The organism is Candidatus Acetatifactor stercoripullorum (assembly GCF_944382095.1).
In the GTDB taxonomy this organism is placed as follows: domain Bacteria; phylum Bacillota; class Clostridia; order Lachnospirales; family Lachnospiraceae; genus Acetatifactor; species Acetatifactor stercoripullorum.
Map to the genome: position 1 here is coordinate 1 of NZ_CALWMU010000048.1, position 20,414 is coordinate 20,414.

Here is a 20,414-nt window from a genome sequence, read left to right on the forward strand (position 1 = left end):
ATAACTTCTCCTTTGCGAAAAAATTTTTTTATATTTTATCATCTTTTTCCGCAAAAGGGCTTGTTTTCAGGATTTTTAGTGCGAATTATTTTTTTCCTTTCAGAACTGCTTTTGATTTACTATGGTAAATTCAGGTCAGATCCCGTTTAAGTACTCCAATATCCCCATATGGACGGCCCAGGCGATCCGCTCCTGATACTCCGGCGTGCACAGCTTTTCGGCCTCCGCTTGATTGGACAAAAAACCGCACTCTACAATCACGATGGGCACAGATGTCTTTTTTAAGAGATAATAGCTGTCATTTGCCTTGACCTGCCTGGTATTGTCCGGGTCCGCCCTTTCAATCAGCTGCCTTTGCAAAACTTCGGCCAGTTCCTTTCCCTGGCTGCTCCCATCATAATAAAATACCTGAGCCCCGTGAACGTATTCCTCCGGGTAACTGTTTTGGTGGATGCTCACCACAATATCCGGAGCAGTCTCCTCGATCAGGGCAATTCTGTTTTTCATGTCCTGAACCTTCTTATTGGATGCACTGCGATCGTAGAGTCCATCCTCGTCCTCCCTGGTCATCACCACATTTACGCCGTTTTGCTCCAAAAATGTCTTTACAAGCAAGGCAATCTGCAGATTGATGTCCTTTTCCTGAGCCCCGTTGATCCCAACCTTGCCCGGATCGTCTCCCCCATGTCCGGCGTCGATCACCACACAGGGCCCATCTTTTTGCACCTTTACATTTTGTCCTGTCACATACCGGGCCGCCTCCCTTCCCACAAAAAGCATAGACACCAAAAGCATAACCCCCATGATCAGTGATAAAAGCTTATTTTGAAAATCACTCATAGATTTTCTTCCCAATTCTTTTGTACCATATATATGCCGTTTTTCAGTAAAACAGTTGCATTCCCCATATTTTTTAGCGTATAATAAGAGCATGAAAACACCAAGACGAATTTTTGCCCTTTTACTGGGCGTAATCGGGGCCGGATGCCTGACAGCGGTCTGTGTGCTCCTTGTGGGAAATGCCATTTCGGACAAGCAGGCCAGGGATACGCTGGAGGCCTACCGCCTCTCGGCCCAGGCCATAGAGGATGGGAGCAGGGAAGAGAGCAGCCCGGACGATGCCCCATCCCAGAATGAAAGCGCCTCCGATGAAGATGTTCTGCCCGAGGAGACGCAGACAGCCGCACAGGAAAATGCTTCCGGGGACGCCACGGAGGCTCCGGCAGCCGTTGTGAATCCCTACCGCGACAGCTTTCTCGCAAATGAGGATATGGCTGCGTGGCTGCAGATACCCGGCACCAATATAGATTATCCGGTAATGTGGACACCCCGGGACGAAAATTATTATCTCTACCGGGATTTTGAGGGAAATGACAATCAAAACGGCAGTCTGATTCTGGACACCGACAGCAGTCTGGACCCATTGACCACAAATCTGATCATACACGGCCACAATATGCGCTCCGGCGAAATGTTCGGCAACCTGACAGATTACGAGGATCCCGACTACTGTAAAGAGCACAGCCAGATCCTTTTGTATACAGAGGACTGTGAACGTATCTATGAAGTCATCGCCGTGTTTCGTTCACAGGTCTATAAAAAGACGGATCAGGTATTTAAGTTTTATCAGTTTTTCCAGGCCGACACCCAGGAAGAATTTGATGACTTTTACGAAAACATTATGGCATTATCACTGTATGACACCGGGGTCAGCGCCCAGTTCGGCGACCGTTTCCTGACGCTCTCCACCTGCGTCTACCATGTGGAGCAGGGGCGGTTCGTGGTCGTGGCCAAGGAAACGGCACAGGGAGACAGCTATCTGCCTTTGACCCAATAGACCCAAAAGGTTCAAAATAAAAAACAATTTTTGTGTCAGGAGGACAAACTATGAAAAAACTGAAAAAATTTATTTCTCTTGTGGCTGCTGCAGCCCTGCTTGTGATGGTTCCCGGCGGCAATGTGCTTACCGCTTCTGCAGAGGAGCCTGCAGCCTACTATGTAAGGTACGTGGCCGGCGACAACGAATGGAGATTCCAGAGAGGTTCTTCCTGGGATGACAATGCAGAGCATCGGGAGCTCTACTATATGCAGCAGGATATCAAGGATGGAGATACGGTGGTCATCGACGGCACAGGTACGCTCAATGTCACACTCAATGCGCGCCTGGGCAATCTGACCCTGAACAACGCATCCACTGTGGTAGTGACCACAAACGGAATCGACAGCTGCTATGTGCTGGGAAGCAGTGTTGCGGCTGTTAACGGAGATATCACAAACGCTTATGTATATGACACCTCCAGCGTTACCTTTAACAACAGTATTTCCACTCTGCAGATTCTGGGTTCCTCCGATATCAACGCTAACGTAACCGTTGCGGGCACCGTAGGGCATCTGATCGGAAAGGATAACACCACCACCTATTATGATTTTTATAATGTAGCGGCAGGAAAACTGGTGATTTCAAACGGTACCGTAAAAACAGAGGAGTCGGATTACAGCACCACTCCTTCCGATACTGCTTCCGGCACCGCGCAGCAGAGCACCGCACCGGCACAGGAGTCCAGCTCACAAACTTCTGCCCAGACCACTCAAGCTTCACAGTCCTCTGATGCAGACGAGTATGACGATGTTCCCAAAACAGGGGAAAGCAATCTTATTCTGTGGCTTGCTGCTGCAGCTGTAATTTGCCTTGGAGGAAGCTATGGCCTGAAACGGTCAGCAAAATAAACGTGCGCCGCCAGGCGCACTAATGAGAGGCCGGAAACCCTTAACAGGTTTCCGGCCTCTGTATTTCATACACGCTGACTGCAGGAGCTTCTAGGAATTTATATAAGCTGAAATCAGCTCCCAAACCCCTTCTGTTCCATATCCCAGTCTCCACACGGCAACGCCTCCGATTCCCTGGGCGCTCATCACATTCAGCTTCACACTGATGGAGTCCTCATCCTCAATCCATATCTGATAGGTTGCCGTTCCATCCGACCATTCTGCATAATTCTGGCAGGTTTCCTCATCCCACTGAGGCGTAACATTCATGCGTGTTAAAAATTCTTCTGTGTTCCGTATGGTGATATATTCATCCGTCACGGTTGTCCCTTCTGTTTTCCAGAGAATGGTATACAGGGGCAGGGCATTTACCACCTTCCCGGCAGGCACCTCCTCCAGCGTCTTGGCAATTCCATTGCTTACATAGTCAATGCTTGCAACGCTTCCCGGATCCCCGCTTCCGTGCCAGTGCTCGTCATAACCCATAATGATTACATAATCCACCACCTGTCCCTGAATATCCAGACGATAATGATCATTAAAATTGAAGGGCACATAGTTGTCCACCGAGAGCACCAGGCCATTAGAGCGGCACAAAACAGAAAGCTCTCTTAAAAACTGTACAAAATGTGTTCCGCTGTCCACGCCCAGCTGCTCAAAATCAATATTGATTCCGTCAAGACCAAGACTCAGCGCCGTATCCACGATTCCCTGAACAAGCTTCTGGCGCTTTGAGGTAACCGACAGCACCTGGTACTCATCCACCTGCTCTCCTGTCTCATTGCGGTAATTAAAATTGTCCCACACGCCCCATACCTGAAGTCCCATGGCATGAGCCCTTTGTATATATTCCGAGCTTGCAAAGCTCCTGAAATTCCCTTCGTTATCATTTAAGCTAAACCAGGTGGGAGCAATTACATTCATGTCCTTCGTCCCGGACACCATGCTCTCCAGGGTATCATTTCCGGCTGCACCTCCGATAGAATGCCATCCCAGACTGACCTTCCCTTCCATGGCTATGGACGTATATTCCGGCGCTGTGTAATCCGTCACCGGCGTCTCCTGTACGGTGCTCTCATTGGCAAGCCGTTTATTCTCCACGTATCCGATGATGGAATCCGCTGTCTTTACCTTGCTCCAGGTATCCATCTCCTCCAGTATCTCTACCTGTTCACCCTCGGAAAGGTCACGCAGAATGGGGCTCTTTACCCCTCCCAGCTCTCTCACCCAGGTATCCTTATTCACATCGGCCACCCGCTTTTCTCCCCACTGAGTATAGACCTGCACATGCCTGTCATAAATCTCGTAGGAGAGATTGGTAAATTTTTTCACATAATCCGCCGCTATATACACCGTGTCGTTCTCTATAAAGCTGATGGCATAGCCGTAATCCTGGCTGTCCGTATTAGAAGAATAGCTGCTCTCTCCAATTCCTGACCGGTAGGTTTCCACCGCCGTTGTATACAAAAGCAGGTTTTCACTGCGGTCTGCATAAAAGATTTCATTGAAGTATTTATGCACCGTTGCCAGGTCAAAGTAGCAGATGCCATCCCTGACTACAGCTTTTTCCTCCACCATTTCATCCTGCAGGATGATTGCCGCCTGTTCCCCCGATACCTGAAAATACGCGTCCAGATCAGCCCGCTCCCTGCTGTAAGAATATCTGTCATACAGCCTGCCGCCAAGCCAGACGCCTCCGATCACAGCAATTAAAAGCAGAGCTACGATAACCGGTAAAATTTTCCTTTTCATAATGTACCTTTCTGAAAAATAATTCGTGTTCCTGAATATAACTGTCCATGCCGCCCGCCAATACCGGCCGTGGGGCAGAACAGTTATATTCTATCACACAATATGACAAATTGCCACTTTTTCTATTAATCTGCGCAGCTGATATGCGCAGTCCTTCAGCATGAGAGGCAATCCTTATGCCGGCAGTAAAAAGCATCCAAATCACGCTTTCTGCTGCCTTACATCAAAAGCGGCATTTTGTCAGAAATCGTACTGACATTTTACGGCAGATCCACCTTGTCAAAGCGCACCTGCTCCACTTTGCCCGCAGGACTTACAATATAATCCGCCATGTAAGCATGCTCCTCCCTGACGGTGCGTTTCAGCGCCTCATCAAAGGAAACCGGCTCTCCATCCACAAAAAATTTTGCGCCTGCCTTCTGCATCTGCTCCAGGGAATCAATCATACTCCTTTCGGCAGCATCAGGTTCTTTCATTGGAATTCCTCCTGTTTCCAAGCTTCCGGACCAAAAGCAGGGGCCAAAGGCTTTTCCCTCTTGCCCTGTGATACATTGATTTTAGCGGAAGCTTTTTTCAGTGCCTTCAGCAGTACATGATTCTGCATTAGTTAAAATTTGCTAATGCTTCTAATGTTTAAAATGAATTATAAAGGTGAAAATTAGTAGTTGAATCACTATGAACAGGCGGTTTTAAGCGGCTATGCTCCCTTGCACCATGCCTGTAAGACATCCTTAAATATATGTCAGCGGCTACACCTCTGTCATATAATATGGTATAATAGATATAGTAAAAAGGATGAAAGCGGAACGACTCGTTCCCATGTCAAAGTCAACCAGAAATAGAATTCAGACTGCTGCCTCCTTTCCGTACCAGAGTACTGAAGGCACTTATGCAGTGAATTATATCTTATATGGAATTTTTTTGCAATAGTTTTATTAAAATTATTAAATATTCTTAAAGTCATTTCCGGCTATTGACTTAAAGCGGGCGAAAGTATAATATACTTTTAATCAAAACACACTTATAAGATAGGATTTTTGCACGCTACTCAGCATCCCCCGGGATGCAGAAAGGAAGGGTTGCCGTATGAAAATAGAAAAAGTAAATGAAAACCAGATACGCTGTACTTTGACCAGAGAAGATCTGGCAAGCCGTGAGCTGAAAATCAGCGAACTTGCCTATGGCACTGAAAAGGCTAAGACTCTCTTTCGGGACATGATGCAGCAGGCAAATTTTGAATTTGGCTTTGAGGCGGAAGACATTCCCCTGATGATAGAAGCAATTCCCCTGAATGCGGAATGTATTGTTCTGATTATCACAAAGGTGGAGGACCCCGAGGAACTGGATACCCGTTTCTCCAGATTTGCCCCATCTGTCACCGAGGAAAATAACGACGACGAATATTATGAATCTCCCTCTGACGAGGTGCTTGATTTGTTTCGCAGGATCCAGACAAACCGCAAGGCAAACGCTGAGAGCCAGGAGGGCAAAGCGGCCGCTTCCAATCAAAACGAAGCAGCGCCCACCCATATCTTTCTTATGGAATCCCTCCAGCAGGTAATCAGAGCTTCCCAGGTGATTTCCCGGCATTACACCGGAGAAAGCACACTGTATAAGGATGACCGCACCGGCCGATATCTGCTCGCGCTGACCCAGGGCAAGGCCTCAAAGGAGGTTTTTGACAGGGCCTGCAACATTGTCTCCGAGTATGGCGCGCTGCAGCGTTCTCTCTCCGGCAGTCCCACTTTCCTGGCAGAGCATTATGATGCCCTGGTGGAAAAGGATGCCGTAGGCGCTTTGGGAAATATGTAAAGTGTGCGCCATCAGGCGCACGCAGGAAAAAGGCACAGCCGCCTGAGCCAGTAAGCTCAGGCGGCTGTGTTTATCCCTCTGCATTCATAAAAGCGGCTGCTGCGGTTAAACTGCCTCAATAGCTGCCATAAGGGCATCTATGTCAATTCCATGTACCATCGCAGCTTCCTCCAGGGATTCTGCCTGGGCCGAAGGGCAGCCGAGACAGTGCATTCCGGCATCCATAAGGACGGGCGCCACATCAGGGTTGGTGCGAAGAATTTCGCCAATGGTCATTTCTTTCGTAATTCCACTCATAGTGTTCTCCTTTCCGCCGTTTTCGGCCCTTTTAGTATAATACTTTCCCCACAATCTTGCAAGCTATTCACAAATATAAAATCTCTCTGAAAAGAATCTGTAATTCTTATAAAGAATCCAGAAAATATGCGGCTTTGTACCAAAAAAAGTACACGCCGCTGCTTGACTGTCCAACTGCTTTTTCATATAATGAAACTAAGGATTAGATGTACCCAATAATTTAATTTTTTAAATAGGAGGCTATTTCAAAATGAGACCAGAGTGGAAAGATTTTGTAGGCGGCAAATGGGACAAAGAAGTCAATGTCCGCGACTTCATCCAGAAAAACTATCATCCCTACGATGGTGATGAGAGCTTTCTGGCTGAGGCTACACAGAACACCAAGGATCTGTGGGCGCAGGTACTTGATCTGCAGAAGCAGGAGAGAGAGGCCGGCGGTGTCCTTGATATGGATACCAGGGTTATTTCTACCATCACTTCTCACGGCCCCGGATATCTTGATAAGAGCAAGGAAACCATTGTAGGCTTCCAGACTGACAAGCCTTTCAAGCGTTCCTTGCAGCCTTACGGCGGTATCCGTATGGCAGAGAAGGCATGTGCCGACAACGGTTATGAGGTTGATCCTGAGATCAGTGAGTTTTTCACCATTCACAGAAAAACACACAATGCAGGCTGCTTTGATGCTTACAATCAGGAAATGAGAGCCTGCCGTTCTTCTCATATTATCACAGGTCTCCCGGACGCTTACGGACGTGGACGTATTATCGGCGACTACAGACGTGTTGCTCTGTACGGTATCGACAGACTGATCGAAGACAAGCAGGCACAGAAGGATTCTACCGGCCGTGTAATGACCGATGACGTGATCCGTCTCCGCGAGGAGCTTTCCGAGCAGATGCTGGCTCTTAAGATGATGAAGGAGATGGCAGCTTCCTACGGATTTGATATTTCCAAGCCCGCTTCCAACGTAAAGGAAGCAATTCAGTGGACCTACTTCGGTTATCTGTGCGCAGTAAAGGAGCAGAACGGCGCTGCTATGTCCCTGGGACGTACCTCCACCTTCCTTGACTGCTACGCAGAGAGAGACCTTGCAAACGGAACCTTCACCGAGCAGGAGATTCAGGAGTTTGTTGATCACTTCATTATGAAGTTAAGATGTATCAAATTTGCACGTACTCCCGAGTACAACCAGATTTTCGCAGGCGATCCCGTATGGGTTACCGAGTCTCTGGGCGGTGTTGGCGTTGACGGCAGACACATGGTTACCAAGATGAGCTTCCGTTATCTGCACACCCTGACAAACCTTGGACCTGCTCCCGAGCCCAACCTGACAGTTCTGTGGTCCACCAGACTTCCTCAGAATTGGAAAAAGTACTGCGCTAAGATGTCTATCCAGACCTCTTCCATCCAGTACGAGAACGATGACCTTATGAGAGTGACCCACGGCGATGACTACGGCATTGCATGCTGCGTATCCTCCATGGTAATCGGTAAGGAAATGCAGTTCTTCGGCGCTCGTGCAAACCTGGCTAAATGTCTGCTGTACGCTTTGAACGGCGGTGTAGACGAGGTTACCAAGAAGCAGGTTGGACCTAAGTATCGTCCTGTGGAAGGCGATGTGCTTGACTACGATGATGTATATGCAAAATTCATTGATATGATGGAGTGGCAGGCAGATGTTTATGTAAACACCCTGAACATTATCCACTATATGCACGACAAATACTGCTACGAGAGAGCAGAGATGGCTCTTCATGACAGAGACGTAAAGCGTTATTTCGCAACCGGTATTGCAGGTCTGTCCATCGTAGCTGACTCCCTGTCCGCTATCAAGTATGCAAAGGTTGAGGTTGTGCGTGACGAGGACGGTGTTATCGTTGACTTCAAGACCACCGGCGAATTCCCGAAATACGGCAACGACGATGACCGTGTTGACGACATTGCACAGGATGTTGTACACAAGTTCATGACGGCAGTAAGAAGACACCATACCTACAGAAACGGTGTTCCCACTACTTCCATCCTGACCATTACCTCCAACGTAACCTACGGCAAGGCTACTGGTAATACTCCTGACGGACGTAAAAAGGGACAGCCTTTCGCTCCTGGTGCTAACCCGATGCACGGACGCGATACTCATGGTGCGGTAGCATCCCTGTCCTCTGTATCCAAGCTTCCTTTCAATGATGCACAGGATGGTATCTCCAATACCTTCACCATCATTCCTGGAGCACTGGGCAAAGAGGATCAGGTATTTGCCGGCGATATCGAGCTGGATTTGAACAAATAAGCAACCCTGAAACAAAAAATGATACAGTGAGGTGACACAAATGGACGAAAAGGCAATGATTGACGATCTGATAAAAATGCTGGATTCGGGAATGACCGAAGGTGTGGGACATGTAAACGTGAATTATGACCAGGCAGAAGAAGCGTCCAAGAACGTTCAGACAATGGGCTGCACGGACTGTTCCAGAACACCGCTGGCCTGCAGTGTCCCCACTCTTGAGCAGGGACTGGACGATTATCACTAATCGTCCTTTCCCAGCCCTATTATATTGATAATTGATTAAGGAGGAAAAAATTATGGCAGCAAGTGCAGCACAGGTAGACAACCTGGTTTCATTATTGGATGGTTACGCAACCAAAGGCGGACATCATTTGAATGTTAACGTATTAAACAGAGACACCTTATTGGACGCTCAGAAGCATCCTGAGAATTATCCTCAGCTTACAATCCGTGTATCAGGATACGCTGTTAACTTTATCAAGTTAACTCCTGAACAGCAGGCTGACGTTATTTCCCGTACCTTCCATGAGAGCATTTAATTTATTTAAAAGCCGGGAAATAGAATAAAACCGAAACACAAAGGAGCCGGACTTACCTTTTCCGACTCCTTTTTCCTTTAGCAGTACTATTATATATCCATTTGAAAGGAGAAGCTATGCAAGGCAGAATACATTCACTGGAAAGCTTTGGAACCGTGGACGGACCCGGTACACGGTTTGTGGTATTTGTACAGGGCTGTCCCATGCGCTGTGCCTACTGTCACAATCCCGACACCTGGCCCATGACCGGCGGCACAATGATGGAACCGGAGGAAATTTACGAACAATACAACAGAAATAAGGATTTTTACAAAAATGGCGGCATTACCGTAACAGGAGGCGAGCCTCTGATGCAGGTAGATTTTTTGATCGACCTGTTCACTCTGGCAAAGCGCGACAACGTGCATACCTGCATTGACACCTCAGGAATTGCCTATAAGCCGGACAACAAAGCCTTTATTGAAAAGCTGGACCGTCTTATGGAGCTCACCGATCTTGTCATGCTGGACATCAAGCATATCGATCCCCAAAAGCATTTGGAGCTGACGCAGCAGCCCAACGACGGAATTCTGGCCTTTGCCAAATATCTGGACGAAAAGCACGTAGATATGTGGATTCGCCACGTAGTAGTGCCCGGCCTGACGGATGACGATAAATATCTGTTTGAGCTTGGGTATTTTATCGGACAGTTCTCCAACCTCAAAGCGCTGGACGTGCTTCCCTACCACACCATGGGCGAGGCAAAATACAAGAAGCTGGGGATTCCCTATAAGCTTGCCGGTGTTCCCGCCATGGACAAAAACAAGGTAGTGGAGAAAAAGGAAGTGATTCTCAATGGAATCAGAAAGCGCAGAGAAGAAAAGGAATAAAATAATCAGCTAAAATTATCGCACATTTCCCTTGTATTCCCCATGGGTTTATATTAAAATAGAGTATGTAATTGATAATAAAATATCAAATGCGATTGGGTTCATTGAAGGAGGATTAAAAGCATGGCATACGTAATTGGTGATTCTTGTGTGGCTTGTGGTGCATGTGAGGCACAGTGCCCTGTAGGCGCTATCAGCATGGGAGACGGCAAATTTGAAATTGATGCCGACAAATGTATTGACTGCGGCTCCTGCGCAGGACAGTGTCCCGTAGGCGCTATTTCCGAAGGAGAATAATTTTCCGCGGAAAGAGGCATTCAAAAAATAGAATGCCTCTTCTTTTTTGCCTTCTTTTCCGGCCGCTGTTCCCCAAAAGGCTGCTTCTGCTCTGAACCGCTTCCACCGCCTTGGTTCAGACTATCATTCAAGCTGGCGTTTTCCTTTTTTCCCCGCAAAAGCTTTCTACTTTTCTTACGGAGAAGGTCGTCCATCCGCTGGTAATATTCCTCATTGCGCTGTGCATTGACCCGGTCCCTGACCTCTTCCCGCTCTTCCTGCATCCTGAATTGATAATCCAGCTCCTTTACTACGCTCTCTCTGATCTCTCTGCACAGCTCTTGATTGTTTTCCCGAAGGGTTTCCCGAATCAGCTGCTGCAAAAGCCACTGCAGTCTCCTGGACTTCTCCTCCCGGCTCTCCTTTACCATTTCTCTATCGTCCCTCTCAGGCACAGGCTCTCTGCTGTCAATAATGTCAATGGCCATACCGGGCTGGGACTCCTTCTTTTCCTTCTCCTCATCCTCCTGGGGCAGTACATTCAGCTTTCCATCCCTCAAAATCATCTTTATCGCCTTCAATTGCAATCCCCTTTCCTTCATACTCTTAATCTGTTTAAACCGTTCCACATCCTCGCTTGTGTAATAGCGGTGTCCAAGCTCATTGCGCTTGATGGGCAGATGCAGCTCCTCCTCCCAGTAGCGCAGCACATGACTTTCCACCTTTACTTCTTTTGCAGCGTCAGAAATCAATAAATATTGGCCCATATTCTCTTCCCCTTTCTAATCGAGTTTCGCAGTTACCTATGATTTTTTAACAAAAAAGAGAACTGCCTGTTTATGCTGTTCTCTTTCGTAACTGATTTATGCTTTTTAATCCCTTCCGGAACGTTCCAGATTGGCAAATTTTGTGTACTCCGGCAGCCAGGCCAGCTCCACGGTTCCAATGGGACCATTTCTCTGCTTGGCAATGATTACCTCAGACACTCCCTTTTTCTCAGAATCATGATTATAATAATCGTCCCGGTAAAGGAACATAACCACGTCCGCATCCTGCTCTATTGCCCCAGACTCTCTCAGGTCCGAGAGCATTGGGCGGTGATCCGGCCGCTGCTCCACCGCACGGCTCAGCTGGGATAAAGCAAGCACCGGCACTCCCAGCTCCCTGGCTAAGGATTTCAGCGATCTGGAAATATCGGAAATCTCCTGCTGCCTGGAATCGGTTCTTCCGCTGCCGCTCATCAACTGCAGATAGTCAATGATGATCATGGACAAATCATGCTCCAGCTTAAATTTCCGGCATTTGGAGCGCAGCTCTGAAACGCTGATGCCCGGCGTATCATCAATAATCAGATTGGACCGGCCAATCACTCCTGCGCTTTCAATCAACCGTTCCCACTCCTGATCGTTTAGCTGCCCTGTTCTCAGCTTCTGGGCGTCCACACTGGATTCCAGGGAAAACATACGGTTCACCAGCTGTTCCTTGCTCATCTCCAGACTGAAAATAGCCACCGTCAGCTTTTTCTTAAAGGCTACATACTGTGCGATATTCAGCACAAAAGCTGTTTTTCCCATGGACGGACGGGCCGCAATCAGCACAAGATCCGAGGGCTGCATACCCGCAGTCCGGTAATCCAAATCCGTAAAGCCTGTGGGAATCCCCGTAACGCTTCCCTTGTTTTTGGAAGCAATCTCAATCCTGTCCATGGCATTCATTACAATCTGCCGGATAGGAACAAAGTCACCCAGATTACGCTTCTGCACCAGCTGGAAAACCCTCTTTTCCGTATCCTCCAGGATAAATTCCAGGCTTTCCTTCCCCGCATAGCAGGTGTTGGCGATCTCCTCATTCAGGCGGATCAGCTTGCGCAGCGTAGACTTTTCCGCAACAATGTTTGCGTAATACTTAATGTTGGCAGAGGTGGGAACCACTGTAATCAGCTCCCGGACAAACTCCAGGCTGCTGACCTCGGGAGGCACGTCCTTCTCCCGCAGCCTGTTCTGCAGGGTGACCAGGTCCACAGGGCTTCCCTCCTCGTTCAGCTCCACCATAGCCTCAAACAAAATGCCGTACTGTTTATTGTAGAAGTCCTCTCCCGTAATCAGCTCAGAGGCCACTATGATAGCCTCGCGGTCCATGATCATGGAACCGATAACGGACTGCTCCGCCTCCACGCTGTGAGGTAATATTCTTTTTAATACATTTTCTTCCATCGTGGGCATTCCAACTGCTACCTTTCTGCTCTGCCTACGCCTCCACTACCTTTACCGCAAGCTTTGCGCTCACCTGGGGATGCAGCTTTACTGTCACCTCATAGGAGCCGAAGCTCTTAAGGTTTTCCTGAAGCTGGATTTTTTTCTTATCCAGCTCGATTCCATTCTGTTCCTTGCAGGCTGCCGCAATTTCCTTGGAGGAGATGGAACCGAAGGTTCTTCCTCCCTCCCCGGCCTTCATTTTTACAATCACCTGCTTTGACTCAATCTCTGCTGCCAGCGCTTTTGCAGCATCCAGCTGCTCTTTTGCCAGCTTTTCCTGATGTGCCTTCTGCAGCTTCAGGTCATTTCTGTTTTGCGCCGTTGCCTCCACGCCGATTTTTTTAGGGATAATATAATTTCTTGCGTAGCCCTCGCTGACCTCCACAATGTCGCCCTTTTTTCCCAGCTTCTTCTCGTCCTGTAATAAAATTATCTTCATTTTCTCCTCATTTCTGCGCTTCCCTCTGCGCTTCCTCCATCTTATATTTCACCATTTTCCAGCATACTGTCGATAGTGCGCTTTAAAATGCCGATGGCCTCTGCAAGCCCCGTGCCCTCCAGCTGACAGGCTGCGGTGTTCATATGGCCGCCGCCTCCCATTCTCTCCATAATGATCTGTACATTCACCTCATCTATGGAACGAGCGCTCACATAAATCTTTCCCTGATAATCCGTGAGCACAAAGCTTGCCTTGATTCCCTTGATATTTAACAGCTCATTGGCCGCCTGGGCGCCAATAATCGTGGGGCTTGGCAGCTCGTCCGCAGTGCAGACGGAAATTGCAAAGTACTGCTTGTAGATTTCTGCCTGACTGACCGCATCCGCCTTCGCCTTGTATTCTGCGGCATCTTCCCGGAAAAGCTTTCTCACCCGGGTCACATCCGCCCCGTTTCGCCGCAGAAATGCAGCCGCCTCAAAGGTCCGTACACCGGTCTTGGTCATGAAATTATTGGTGTCGATCATAATGCCGGAATACATACAGTCTGCTTCTTCTGTGCGTATCTTAATGTTATCATAGGTATATTGAAGAATCTCTGAAACCATCTCGCAGGCAGAGGAGGCATAGGGTTCTACATAAGAAAGTGTGGCGTTTTCTATGGTTTCCGTGCCCTGTCTGTGATGGTCCAGCACCACCACCGACTTACAAAACCGCAGCAGATCGGGGCATTCGGTAATGGAGGGCTTGTTTACATCCACCACCACCAGCACCGCATTGCTTCCCGCCGCTTCAATGGCCTGCTGGCTGTCTATGATCATATCCTCATCATACTCAGGATTGTTTCTAAACAGGTCCACCATGGGCTGAATGGCGCTGGTCACATCGTTCAGCACAATGTGGGTTTTACGTCCCAGTGTCTGGGCGATCCGGTAGATGCCCACTGCGGCGCCAAAGCTGTCCACATCCGGCATACGGTGCCCCATTACCAGCACCTTGTCCTTGCCGGTAATAATCTCCCGCAGCGCGTGAGCCTTTACCCGGGCCTTCACCCTTGTATTTTTCTCTACCTGCTGGCTCTTTCCTCCATAGTAGGTGATGCTTTCAGGGGTTTTTATCACCGCCTGATCGCCGCCTCTTCCCAGCGCAAGATCAATGGCGTTTCTGGCAAACTCATAATTCTGTGCGTAGGTCAGACCATCCAATCCAATACCGATGCTGATGGTCACTGCCATCTCGTTCCCGATGTTAACGGTTTTTACCTCCTCCAGCAGGTCAAAACGGCTTTCCTGCAGCTGGGCAATTGTTTTTTTGCGGAGAATCACCAGGTATTTGTCTTTTTCCAGCTTTTTGCTGATGCCGTCCAGAGAAGAGATATATTTGTTCACCTTCCTGTCAATCAGCGCAATGAGCAGAGAACGACGCACCTCCTCCACACTCTCCAGGGCTTCCTCATAGTTATCCAGATAAATCATGCCCACCGAAAGGCTTTGGTCATCCACCTCCTGCAGCGCAATGTGCAGGGCGGTTTCGTCGAAAAGATAGACGGCGATCAGGTATCCGTTATAGTCCTTGGCCTCTATCATATCGCTGTTTTCCGCCATATCCTTCAGAGAAATTTTCTTAAACTTGGCCACATATTCACTGCCCTCGTACTCCAGCTCATACTGGGCTTCGTCCACTCCTGTATCGTCCGGAAGCCTGTCCCTTGTAATCGTGGGAAAAAGGGAGGTGATGGATTTGTTATATCCTTTGGGCTGGTGAATCACATTTTCAAAGGTAATGTTAGTCCAAATCACTCTGCCTGCATCGTCCAGCAGGGCGTAGGGCAAATCCAGGTCCCGCAGAAGCTTTTTTTGTATCTGTCCGTATTCTGTGGCGAAGCTGATCAGCTCGTTCATAATAACGGGCTTGTTATAAAAATAAAGCGTCAGGGTGACCACAAAATAAAATACCGTAAAGGCTCCCAGCAAAATTCCAGCCCGGTAATCTATCATAAATACGGCGCCAGCCACAATAAACAGCAGAATACCCAGGTATATGCCAAACAGTATGTAGCTTTTGATTCTCCCTTTCAGTTTGATTCGTTTCTTCATTCATTTGCTCCTTGCCACGCCGTCCCAAACAGCTTACTGCGCTCGCTTCGCTCGTCAAATACGGGAAAGGGCGCCTGCTCGTATGAACACGGCAGACGCCCTTTCCCGTATTTGACTCTGCCCTTACCGAACATTATATCAAATATCGTAACAGTATGCTACAATTTAATTTGTCAAAAGGGGAAATGTTCTGTAGAAATTTAGGGCTGAACGATTATTTTTTCCGCTTTTCTTTGTATATGTTTTTCAACTCCCTGATTGCATCTTCAAATGATAACACGTGCAGCCCTTGATATGCCAGTATCAAGACTTCTACTGGCGCCTGTTTTATCATATCTTTTGGTGTATCGTCAGCATATGTAAAATTCCAGCAGGCAAATAAATATCCTATCCATGACATTAAATCTTCTGGATATATCTCTCCTTTTTTAATCTGTACCTCTTGTTCCAGGGTTTCCATTATATAATTTGAGCCTAACCACATCTGCGTATCCGTCTTATTATATAAATGTGTTGCAGTCTCTGATTTCATTAATTTTTCTATAAAATCCTTTGAATCGTAACCTCTTTTAACAGACAGTACAAATAAATCTGCTGACATTTCGCATATCCCAATGTTAAAAGTTGTTGCATCCATTATTTATTCCACTCCTCTATTATTTCATCGAAGAATTTCACATCTTGCGCTCGTCTATATTTAGTCTGAATTTGGTTTATCATAGTACTTAACTGGTTCGTTCTATTTATATTCTGTGATATGATTAATTTTTTATCAGCATCTGTGAGTTTATATTCTTTTATGACATTAAAACGCCATTTACTGCATGCTTCATATGTTTTTAATACATACTGCCTGCCTAACTTTACATACCTCATTGCCTCAATAAATGCCTTGTCACACATCTGTCCATTAAAAAATAATTGCATTACCTGTGTCATTTTATCATCTGCAATTACGCCAACAATCATATCATATAATTCATTATATGCCTTATACCTCTTGCATAGCTGGTCGTATTCTGCTAATTTTTCTGGTTGTCTATTGTATGCAATGAATAGTGCCCAATCGATCTGATCTACATAATTATCTTCAAATGTTTTTATTTTTAATCCATCTGAATTGTACTCTATCTCGTAAAACTTGTTATTTTCATATGATGCAATCAAGCCCTTTGGCTGGTCTGGCTTATCTCCCATATAAAATCCGCAGCCGAAGTCACATGACATCCTGCTTTCAGGCTTAATGTCTCCTTGTATTCCACTTTTTGAACCATGATACAATAACATATTTTTCCACCTTTCTCCAGTAGATAGTGAACAATCCTTTTCTCACCCCTGTTTCCAATCGTTTATACCGTACTTGGCTAAAAGCTCTTTCGCCTGCCCAATGCCGCTTTCCGTAATATATACCGACCTGGAACGGGATGGATGATTTCCCTGCCGGATATAGTCCGCATCATCCAGCTCGTTCAGTATATCGAAATCATAGCCTTTCCACGCATAAAAATCGGTTGCCTCATGAAACTTCTCTCCTTGCGTAAATTGGTCTTTTCCTTTTGGCATTGCCTGCATTCGTTTTACGTTTTATAAGCAGCCTTACATAGCAAAACCACCCTGATACTTTGGACGGTTAAGGGTGGCTTTGCTATTCTGACAATCGGGCAACCCCTTATGGGCCGTTGTTCCTTTTCTGATTGCATAATAGCATTATTGGGGTTGCTTGTAAATGTTCTGTAGAAATTTAGGAACCGGGAAAAAACATTTCCTCTTCCATTTTTACAAATCCGTATTTCTCATACAATGGCCGCCCCATATCCGTTGCCTCTAACGCAATCTGTGTGACGCCCTGTTCCTTCACGTCTTTCACTAATAAATCCAATGTGCGAAATGCAATTCCTTGTCTTCGATATTCCGGTGCAGTATACATATTCATAATATAAGCCTTTTTCCCACTGGGATTATGATAGGTTGGCATAACCTGATAAAAGCTCACACCCCCTGCACCAATAAATTTTCCATTATCATATACCAGATATGCTATGTGCCCGCCAGTTTCCAACGCCCGTTTATAATATACATAAGATTCCTGTTCCACCTCGGACATATCCACAGCATCTGACAGCTTATTCGCCGCACGAAGGACAATCATTCTTGTTTTCACCAATTCTTCAATGTCTGACTGTGTCGCTTTTCTATACTCATATTTTTTCATCATCTCCAATAATATCACCTTGCTCCTTCCCACTCCGCCACAAATTCAGCCAAATACTCCTGCCTGTGTTCAGCTGTTTTTAGAATTTATGGGTGTAGTGTAAACTTTTGACTGGGATATCCAAATTCTTCCATTGGTTCATCTTCCACAAAACCATATTTTTTGTAGAAAGCCCTTGGAGCAAGCCCTTTTTCATCTTCTTCTCGAAAAGTTGATACTGTAATGTCTTTTGTTCTATCCAGATTATCTAATGCCTTTACTAATAAACCGGAAGCGATTCCTCTTCTTCTGCAGCGGGGTGAAACACCTAAACAGCAAATCATATTATGTTCTCTTGAAAACAAAAGAACCCCTATTATTTTTGCACCGTCTTTCACACACAAAGCCTGTTCTTTGCTTATAAAGCGTAAAACAGTTTCCCGATGTTCCTCTATTTTTTCTTTCGTCTCTAATCCCGGAAAATTCCAGCTGATTTCTGTAACAAGCTTCATCCACTCATCTATATCACTATTTTTTCCAAATTGCACTTCCACACAACCACACTCCAAGCTCAAATCTAAAACCTTCTCAAAAAACTTCAAAAACCCGTCTTCCACAGCAAGCTGTTCTAATTCATCAGCCGATAAATCATAATAATACTTATTGGTTTTTCTATCAATCGACATACTGTCCAGCGGAAATCCCTTTTTTCTTACTGCACTATGGGGTAAAGCAAATTGCATTTTTATACCGTGCAGCAAGGTTGCCATACTGTCTTACAAGACCTGCATAATATTCTATCATTTCTGCATCGGATAAACATTTTCCATTCACGTTGCGCACATGCACCCCTGGCTGAACCCCGTCTGGAACATTATCAAAATACAGTCCCGAATCACAGGAAAACACCGGCATTTGAAAGGCCTTATAATAGGCGGTCGCTTTCTGCCTCGCATTTTCAAGCGGTGTATTTCCCTTCTCCGGCACTTCCGGAATTGTAATTCCTTCTGCCTTTAAATCACTCAAGCCAATCAGCTCTACGCCTAGTTTTTCAAGCCTGCTTTTCATTACGGATAATTTTGCCTGATTACTTGTTCCATATAATAATTTCATATTTCTGCTTGTACCTTCTTAAAAGTTTCTGCCATTCATCATGCTTTGCCTTGCTTCTCATATTGACACTTCCGGTATCATATTTTCCCGCCCAATCAAGAAATTCCATATGATTTGTATACATATCACCGCCAGGCATGATTCGTTCTCCAAATTTTTGCTTCTCTCTGCGCTTTAATCTATCAATTCTTGTTTCAGTGTCTGTAACCAGCCTGACCGCCAGTGTAAATAACGGAATCAATTCGTCCCCCCAATCTGTCAAAGAACCGGAAATTACTACATTATCGGCTTCGTAAATATCCTTTTTCATTAAGGCAAGACGTTCCTCCTTGCTTCTTTTCGTCGTATACTGCGGATTGGTAGGCAGCCAGAAATAATCGTCGGTATCCATAAACTTATAACCTAATTCTTCACTGATTTTTCTGCCCAACGTAGATGTTCCTGAACCGGACGCCCCATAAATGTGTATTACATGCCTCATATTCATCACCTGCAAAAATAATAAGAAGAAGTGGTCTTTATCAAACATTATACCAAATGTCGTAAAATAAAGCAGTTATCTTTTGCATCTGTCTCACTTAATTTGCTTCATAAACTGGCAAAGGGCCGCCCGAAAGCCGCCCTTTGTCCATTTTATTTTGTTAAATTTTCATGCCTGCATTAGCTTAACAGTGACAAAACGCCCTGGTTTGCCTGATTTGCCTGTGCCAGCATTGCCTGGCCTGCCTGTGCAAGAATCTGGTTGTTGGAGTATTTCACCATCTCGGTAGCCATATCCGTATCACGAATCTGGCTCTCTGCTGCAGTGGTATTTTCCACAACGTTGTCAAGGTTGTTGATGGTGTGCTCCAGACGGTTCTGTACTGCACCGAGAGCGGAACGCTGGGTGGAAACCTTCTGGATCGCTGCGGAAATGGTGTCGATGGCTGCGTCTGCATTCGTGCTGTCTTTTCCATTTACAAGCAGCCCGTCCACTCCTATCGCTTTGGAGCTCATGGAATCGATCTTCATCTCAATCTTGTTGTCGGAAGAGGAATCGGCCCCAACATGCAGATCAAGGCTGATAGCATCGGGAACATAGGTGTCATCATACTCTTCTAGGGTAGCCACACCATTTTCATCAACTTTTATAGTAGCTTTCACATCATCGCCCACACTGACTTCTGCGAGATTGGTAGCTGTTACAGTAGTTGCATCATATGTGACGCCGGTCTCAGCCAAGTCAGGATTTGCGACCAATTTCTTAGTCAGTATAATTGTTTCATCATTATTAGGTCCATCGGTTGTGCTGATTGTGATACCAGCGTCCGCCAGTTCCTCCGCAGACACATTTGCACCACCCAGCTTCCAGCTTTGGTCTGCCTGACTATAAGTTAACGTGATCGCACCATTGTTCGCAGCAGTATCGAGGGCCGTAGCGATTGCTCCGCTACTTTTTCCAAGAGCTTCTGCATCAACAGTCGCATGACCATAGGTGCCGGTAACTTCAATTCCCACAGTGCCAAGAACCACATCCCCGGCCTGGGCAGTTGTGCCAGCCAGCATAGTAGCATTCACGCCCGCTATTTGAGCAGTCTGCGCACTTTACACTCTTCCCTCTGCATTTCCCTTCAACAGATAAGTCTCATTAAACTTAGTTGTTTCCGCCACGCGGTCAATCTCCGTTACCAGCTGGTCAATCTCGTCCTGGATATACTGTCTGTCATCCTCACTGTTGGTGCC

23 protein-coding genes and 2 pseudogenes are annotated in these 20,414 nt (G+C 46.5%); 8 read left to right on the plus strand and 17 right to left on the minus strand.

All coding sequences use genetic code 11. The annotated features are described in order from the left end of the window. Positions 1-135: 135 nt before the first annotated feature. Complete coding sequence (locus SHK35_RS12335; protein ID WP_318703558.1) at positions 136-840, minus strand: N-acetylmuramoyl-L-alanine amidase; 705 nt, start codon at positions 838-840, stop codon at positions 136-138. 91 nt (positions 841-931) lie between these two features. Here SHK35_RS12335 and SHK35_RS12340 point away from each other — a divergent pair, with 91 nt between their 5' ends. Then, positions 932-1,837, plus strand: a complete 906-nt coding sequence (locus SHK35_RS12340; RefSeq protein WP_318703556.1) for a class B sortase — start codon at positions 932-934, stop codon at positions 1,835-1,837. A 50-nt stretch (positions 1,838-1,887) separates the two neighbouring features. Continuing rightward, on the plus strand, positions 1,888-2,727 hold the full coding sequence (locus SHK35_RS12345; RefSeq protein WP_318703554.1) for a hypothetical protein: 840 nt from the start codon (positions 1,888-1,890) through the stop codon (positions 2,725-2,727). Between the two features lie 90 nt (positions 2,728-2,817). On the opposite strand, the gene SHK35_RS12350 is transcribed toward SHK35_RS12345, so the two are convergent. Together SHK35_RS12350 and SHK35_RS12355 are read right to left on the minus strand one after the other, a co-directional pair. Continuing rightward, positions 2,818-4,518 (minus strand): glycosyl hydrolase family 18 protein, encoded by a 1,701-nt coding sequence (locus SHK35_RS12350; RefSeq protein WP_318710018.1) that lies wholly within the window; start codon positions 4,516-4,518, stop codon positions 2,818-2,820. Positions 4,519-4,778: 260 nt separating this feature from the next. Then, the gene (locus SHK35_RS12355; RefSeq protein WP_318703550.1) at positions 4,779-4,994 is read right to left on the minus strand and encodes a hypothetical protein; all 216 of its coding nucleotides are present in this window, start codon (positions 4,992-4,994) and stop codon (positions 4,779-4,781) included. Positions 4,995-5,604: 610 nt separating this feature from the next. Between SHK35_RS12355 and SHK35_RS12360 the strand changes: the two genes are divergently transcribed. Continuing rightward, a complete protein-coding gene (locus SHK35_RS12360) occupies positions 5,605-6,330 on the plus strand; it encodes an adaptor protein MecA (protein ID WP_318710019.1) in 726 nt (241 codons plus the stop codon). A gap of 105 nt (positions 6,331-6,435) precedes the next feature. Here the strand turns inward: SHK35_RS12360 and SHK35_RS12365 are convergent, their stop codons facing one another. Continuing rightward, positions 6,436-6,627: a DUF1858 domain-containing protein gene (locus SHK35_RS12365; protein ID WP_318703545.1), complete on the minus strand. Its 192-nt coding sequence runs from the start codon at positions 6,625-6,627 to the stop codon at positions 6,436-6,438. 250 nt (positions 6,628-6,877) lie between these two features. Between SHK35_RS12365 and pflB the strand changes: the two genes are divergently transcribed. The 5 genes from pflB to SHK35_RS12390 all read left to right on the plus strand — a co-directional run bounded on the left by pflB (position 6,878) and on the right by SHK35_RS12390 (position 10,622). After that, complete coding sequence (gene pflB, locus SHK35_RS12370; RefSeq protein ID WP_318710020.1) at positions 6,878-8,917, plus strand: formate C-acetyltransferase; 2,040 nt, start codon at positions 6,878-6,880, stop codon at positions 8,915-8,917. 40 nt (positions 8,918-8,957) lie between these two features. Beyond that, entirely contained in the window at positions 8,958-9,161 is a 204-nt protein-coding gene (locus SHK35_RS12375) for a hypothetical protein (protein WP_318703541.1), read from the plus strand. A gap of 52 nt (positions 9,162-9,213) precedes the next feature. Then, positions 9,214-9,456, plus strand: coding sequence for an autonomous glycyl radical cofactor GrcA3 (gene grcA3, locus SHK35_RS12380; RefSeq protein ID WP_318703539.1), 243 nt, complete (start codon positions 9,214-9,216; stop codon positions 9,454-9,456). Between the two features lie 116 nt (positions 9,457-9,572). Further along, entirely contained in the window at positions 9,573-10,325 is a 753-nt protein-coding gene (gene pflA / locus SHK35_RS12385) for a pyruvate formate-lyase-activating protein (protein WP_318703537.1), read from the plus strand. A 123-nt stretch (positions 10,326-10,448) separates the two neighbouring features. Next, the gene (locus tag SHK35_RS12390) at positions 10,449-10,622 is read left to right on the plus strand and encodes a DUF362 domain-containing protein (RefSeq protein ID WP_318703535.1); all 174 of its coding nucleotides are present in this window, start codon (positions 10,449-10,451) and stop codon (positions 10,620-10,622) included. A gap of 20 nt (positions 10,623-10,642) precedes the next feature. Here SHK35_RS12390 and SHK35_RS12395 read toward each other — a convergent pair whose 3' ends face one another. From SHK35_RS12395 to SHK35_RS14220, 13 genes and pseudogenes are all read right to left on the minus strand, one after another. Continuing rightward, on the minus strand, positions 10,643-11,368 hold the full coding sequence (locus SHK35_RS12395) for a helix-turn-helix domain-containing protein (protein WP_318703533.1): 726 nt from the start codon (positions 11,366-11,368) through the stop codon (positions 10,643-10,645). 105 nt (positions 11,369-11,473) lie between these two features. Beyond that, positions 11,474-12,814 carry a replicative DNA helicase gene (dnaB, locus tag SHK35_RS12400; RefSeq protein ID WP_318703531.1) on the minus strand — a complete coding sequence of 447 codons (1,341 nt, stop codon included), beginning with the start codon at positions 12,812-12,814 and terminating at the stop codon, positions 11,474-11,476. A gap of 34 nt (positions 12,815-12,848) precedes the next feature. Beyond that, positions 12,849-13,295 carry a 50S ribosomal protein L9 gene (gene rplI, locus SHK35_RS12405; RefSeq protein WP_318703530.1) on the minus strand — a complete coding sequence of 149 codons (447 nt, stop codon included), beginning with the start codon at positions 13,293-13,295 and terminating at the stop codon, positions 12,849-12,851. A gap of 41 nt (positions 13,296-13,336) precedes the next feature. Beyond that, complete coding sequence (locus tag SHK35_RS12410) at positions 13,337-15,388, minus strand: DHH family phosphoesterase (RefSeq protein WP_318710021.1); 2,052 nt, start codon at positions 15,386-15,388, stop codon at positions 13,337-13,339. Between the two features lie 214 nt (positions 15,389-15,602). Beyond that, on the minus strand, positions 15,603-16,025 hold the full coding sequence (locus tag SHK35_RS12415; protein WP_318703528.1) for a hypothetical protein: 423 nt from the start codon (positions 16,023-16,025) through the stop codon (positions 15,603-15,605). After that, on the minus strand, positions 16,025-16,675 hold the full coding sequence (locus SHK35_RS12420) for a DUF3990 domain-containing protein (protein ID WP_318710022.1): 651 nt from the start codon (positions 16,673-16,675) through the stop codon (positions 16,025-16,027). The genes SHK35_RS12415 and SHK35_RS12420 overlap by 1 nt, the downstream gene beginning before the upstream one ends. Positions 16,676-16,717: 42 nt before the next feature. Continuing rightward, complete coding sequence (locus SHK35_RS12425) at positions 16,718-16,951, minus strand: DUF6429 family protein (protein WP_318710023.1); 234 nt, start codon at positions 16,949-16,951, stop codon at positions 16,718-16,720. A gap of 178 nt (positions 16,952-17,129) precedes the next feature. Next, a complete protein-coding gene (locus tag SHK35_RS12430; protein WP_318710027.1) occupies positions 17,130-17,603 on the minus strand; it encodes a GNAT family N-acetyltransferase in 474 nt (157 codons plus the stop codon). An 83-nt stretch (positions 17,604-17,686) separates the two neighbouring features. Next, positions 17,687-18,349: a GNAT family N-acetyltransferase gene (locus tag SHK35_RS12435; RefSeq protein ID WP_318710024.1), complete on the minus strand. Its 663-nt coding sequence runs from the start codon at positions 18,347-18,349 to the stop codon at positions 17,687-17,689. Then, a complete protein-coding gene (locus SHK35_RS12440) occupies positions 18,300-18,692 on the minus strand; it encodes a non-canonical purine NTP pyrophosphatase (RefSeq protein WP_318703522.1) in 393 nt (130 codons plus the stop codon). The genes SHK35_RS12435 and SHK35_RS12440 overlap by 50 nt, the downstream gene beginning before the upstream one ends. Continuing rightward, positions 18,667-19,221 (minus strand): AAA family ATPase, encoded by a 555-nt coding sequence (locus SHK35_RS12445; RefSeq protein WP_318710025.1) that lies wholly within the window; start codon positions 19,219-19,221, stop codon positions 18,667-18,669. Before SHK35_RS12445 ends, SHK35_RS12440 begins: the two co-directional genes overlap by 26 nt. Positions 19,222-19,352: 131 nt before the next feature. Then, a pseudogene (locus tag SHK35_RS14290) lies at positions 19,353-19,754 on the minus strand (flagellin); the annotation flags it as partial. A gap of 540 nt (positions 19,755-20,294) precedes the next feature. Continuing rightward, a pseudogene (locus SHK35_RS14220) lies at positions 20,295-20,414 on the minus strand (flagellin N-terminal helical domain-containing protein); the annotation flags it as partial.

Excerpts from the sequence above, each read along its gene's own strand:
- SHK35_RS12335 (WP_318703558.1), bottom strand. The coding sequence starts at position 840 with ATGAGTGATTTTCAAAATAAGCTTTTATCACTGATCATGGGGGTTATG.
- SHK35_RS12340 (WP_318703556.1), top strand. The coding sequence starts at position 932 with ATGAAAACACCAAGACGAATTTTTGCCCTTTTACTGGGCGTAATCGGG.
- SHK35_RS12345 (WP_318703554.1), top strand. The coding sequence starts at position 1,888 with ATGAAAAAACTGAAAAAATTTATTTCTCTTGTGGCTGCTGCAGCCCTG.
- SHK35_RS12350 (WP_318710018.1), bottom strand. The coding sequence starts at position 4,518 with ATGAAAAGGAAAATTTTACCGGTTATCGTAGCTCTGCTTTTAATTGCT.
- SHK35_RS12355 (WP_318703550.1), bottom strand. The coding sequence starts at position 4,994 with ATGAAAGAACCTGATGCTGCCGAAAGGAGTATGATTGATTCCCTGGAG.
- SHK35_RS12360 (WP_318710019.1), top strand. The coding sequence starts at position 5,605 with ATGAAAATAGAAAAAGTAAATGAAAACCAGATACGCTGTACTTTGACC.
- SHK35_RS12365 (WP_318703545.1), bottom strand. The coding sequence starts at position 6,627 with ATGAGTGGAATTACGAAAGAAATGACCATTGGCGAAATTCTTCGCACC.
- pflB (WP_318710020.1), top strand. The coding sequence starts at position 6,878 with ATGAGACCAGAGTGGAAAGATTTTGTAGGCGGCAAATGGGACAAAGAA.
- SHK35_RS12375 (WP_318703541.1), top strand. The coding sequence starts at position 8,958 with ATGGACGAAAAGGCAATGATTGACGATCTGATAAAAATGCTGGATTCG.
- grcA3 (WP_318703539.1), top strand. The coding sequence starts at position 9,214 with ATGGCAGCAAGTGCAGCACAGGTAGACAACCTGGTTTCATTATTGGAT.
- pflA (WP_318703537.1), top strand. The coding sequence starts at position 9,573 with ATGCAAGGCAGAATACATTCACTGGAAAGCTTTGGAACCGTGGACGGA.
- SHK35_RS12390 (WP_318703535.1), top strand. The coding sequence starts at position 10,449 with ATGGCATACGTAATTGGTGATTCTTGTGTGGCTTGTGGTGCATGTGAG.
- SHK35_RS12395 (WP_318703533.1), bottom strand. The coding sequence starts at position 11,368 with ATGGGCCAATATTTATTGATTTCTGACGCTGCAAAAGAAGTAAAGGTG.
- dnaB (WP_318703531.1), bottom strand. The coding sequence starts at position 12,814 with ATGGAAGAAAATGTATTAAAAAGAATATTACCTCACAGCGTGGAGGCG.
- rplI (WP_318703530.1), bottom strand. The coding sequence starts at position 13,295 with ATGAAGATAATTTTATTACAGGACGAGAAGAAGCTGGGAAAAAAGGGC.
- SHK35_RS12410 (WP_318710021.1), bottom strand. The coding sequence starts at position 15,388 with ATGAAGAAACGAATCAAACTGAAAGGGAGAATCAAAAGCTACATACTG.
- SHK35_RS12415 (WP_318703528.1), bottom strand. The coding sequence starts at position 16,025 with ATGGATGCAACAACTTTTAACATTGGGATATGCGAAATGTCAGCAGAT.
- SHK35_RS12420 (WP_318710022.1), bottom strand. The coding sequence starts at position 16,675 with ATGTTATTGTATCATGGTTCAAAAAGTGGAATACAAGGAGACATTAAG.
- SHK35_RS12425 (WP_318710023.1), bottom strand. The coding sequence starts at position 16,951 with ATGCCAAAAGGAAAAGACCAATTTACGCAAGGAGAGAAGTTTCATGAG.
- SHK35_RS12430 (WP_318710027.1), bottom strand. The coding sequence starts at position 17,603 with ATGATGAAAAAATATGAGTATAGAAAAGCGACACAGTCAGACATTGAA.
- SHK35_RS12435 (WP_318710024.1), bottom strand. The coding sequence starts at position 18,349 with ATGGCAACCTTGCTGCACGGTATAAAAATGCAATTTGCTTTACCCCAT.
- SHK35_RS12440 (WP_318703522.1), bottom strand. The coding sequence starts at position 18,692 with ATGAAATTATTATATGGAACAAGTAATCAGGCAAAATTATCCGTAATG.
- SHK35_RS12445 (WP_318710025.1), bottom strand. The coding sequence starts at position 19,221 with ATGTTTGATAAAGACCACTTCTTCTTATTATTTTTGCAGGTGATGAAT.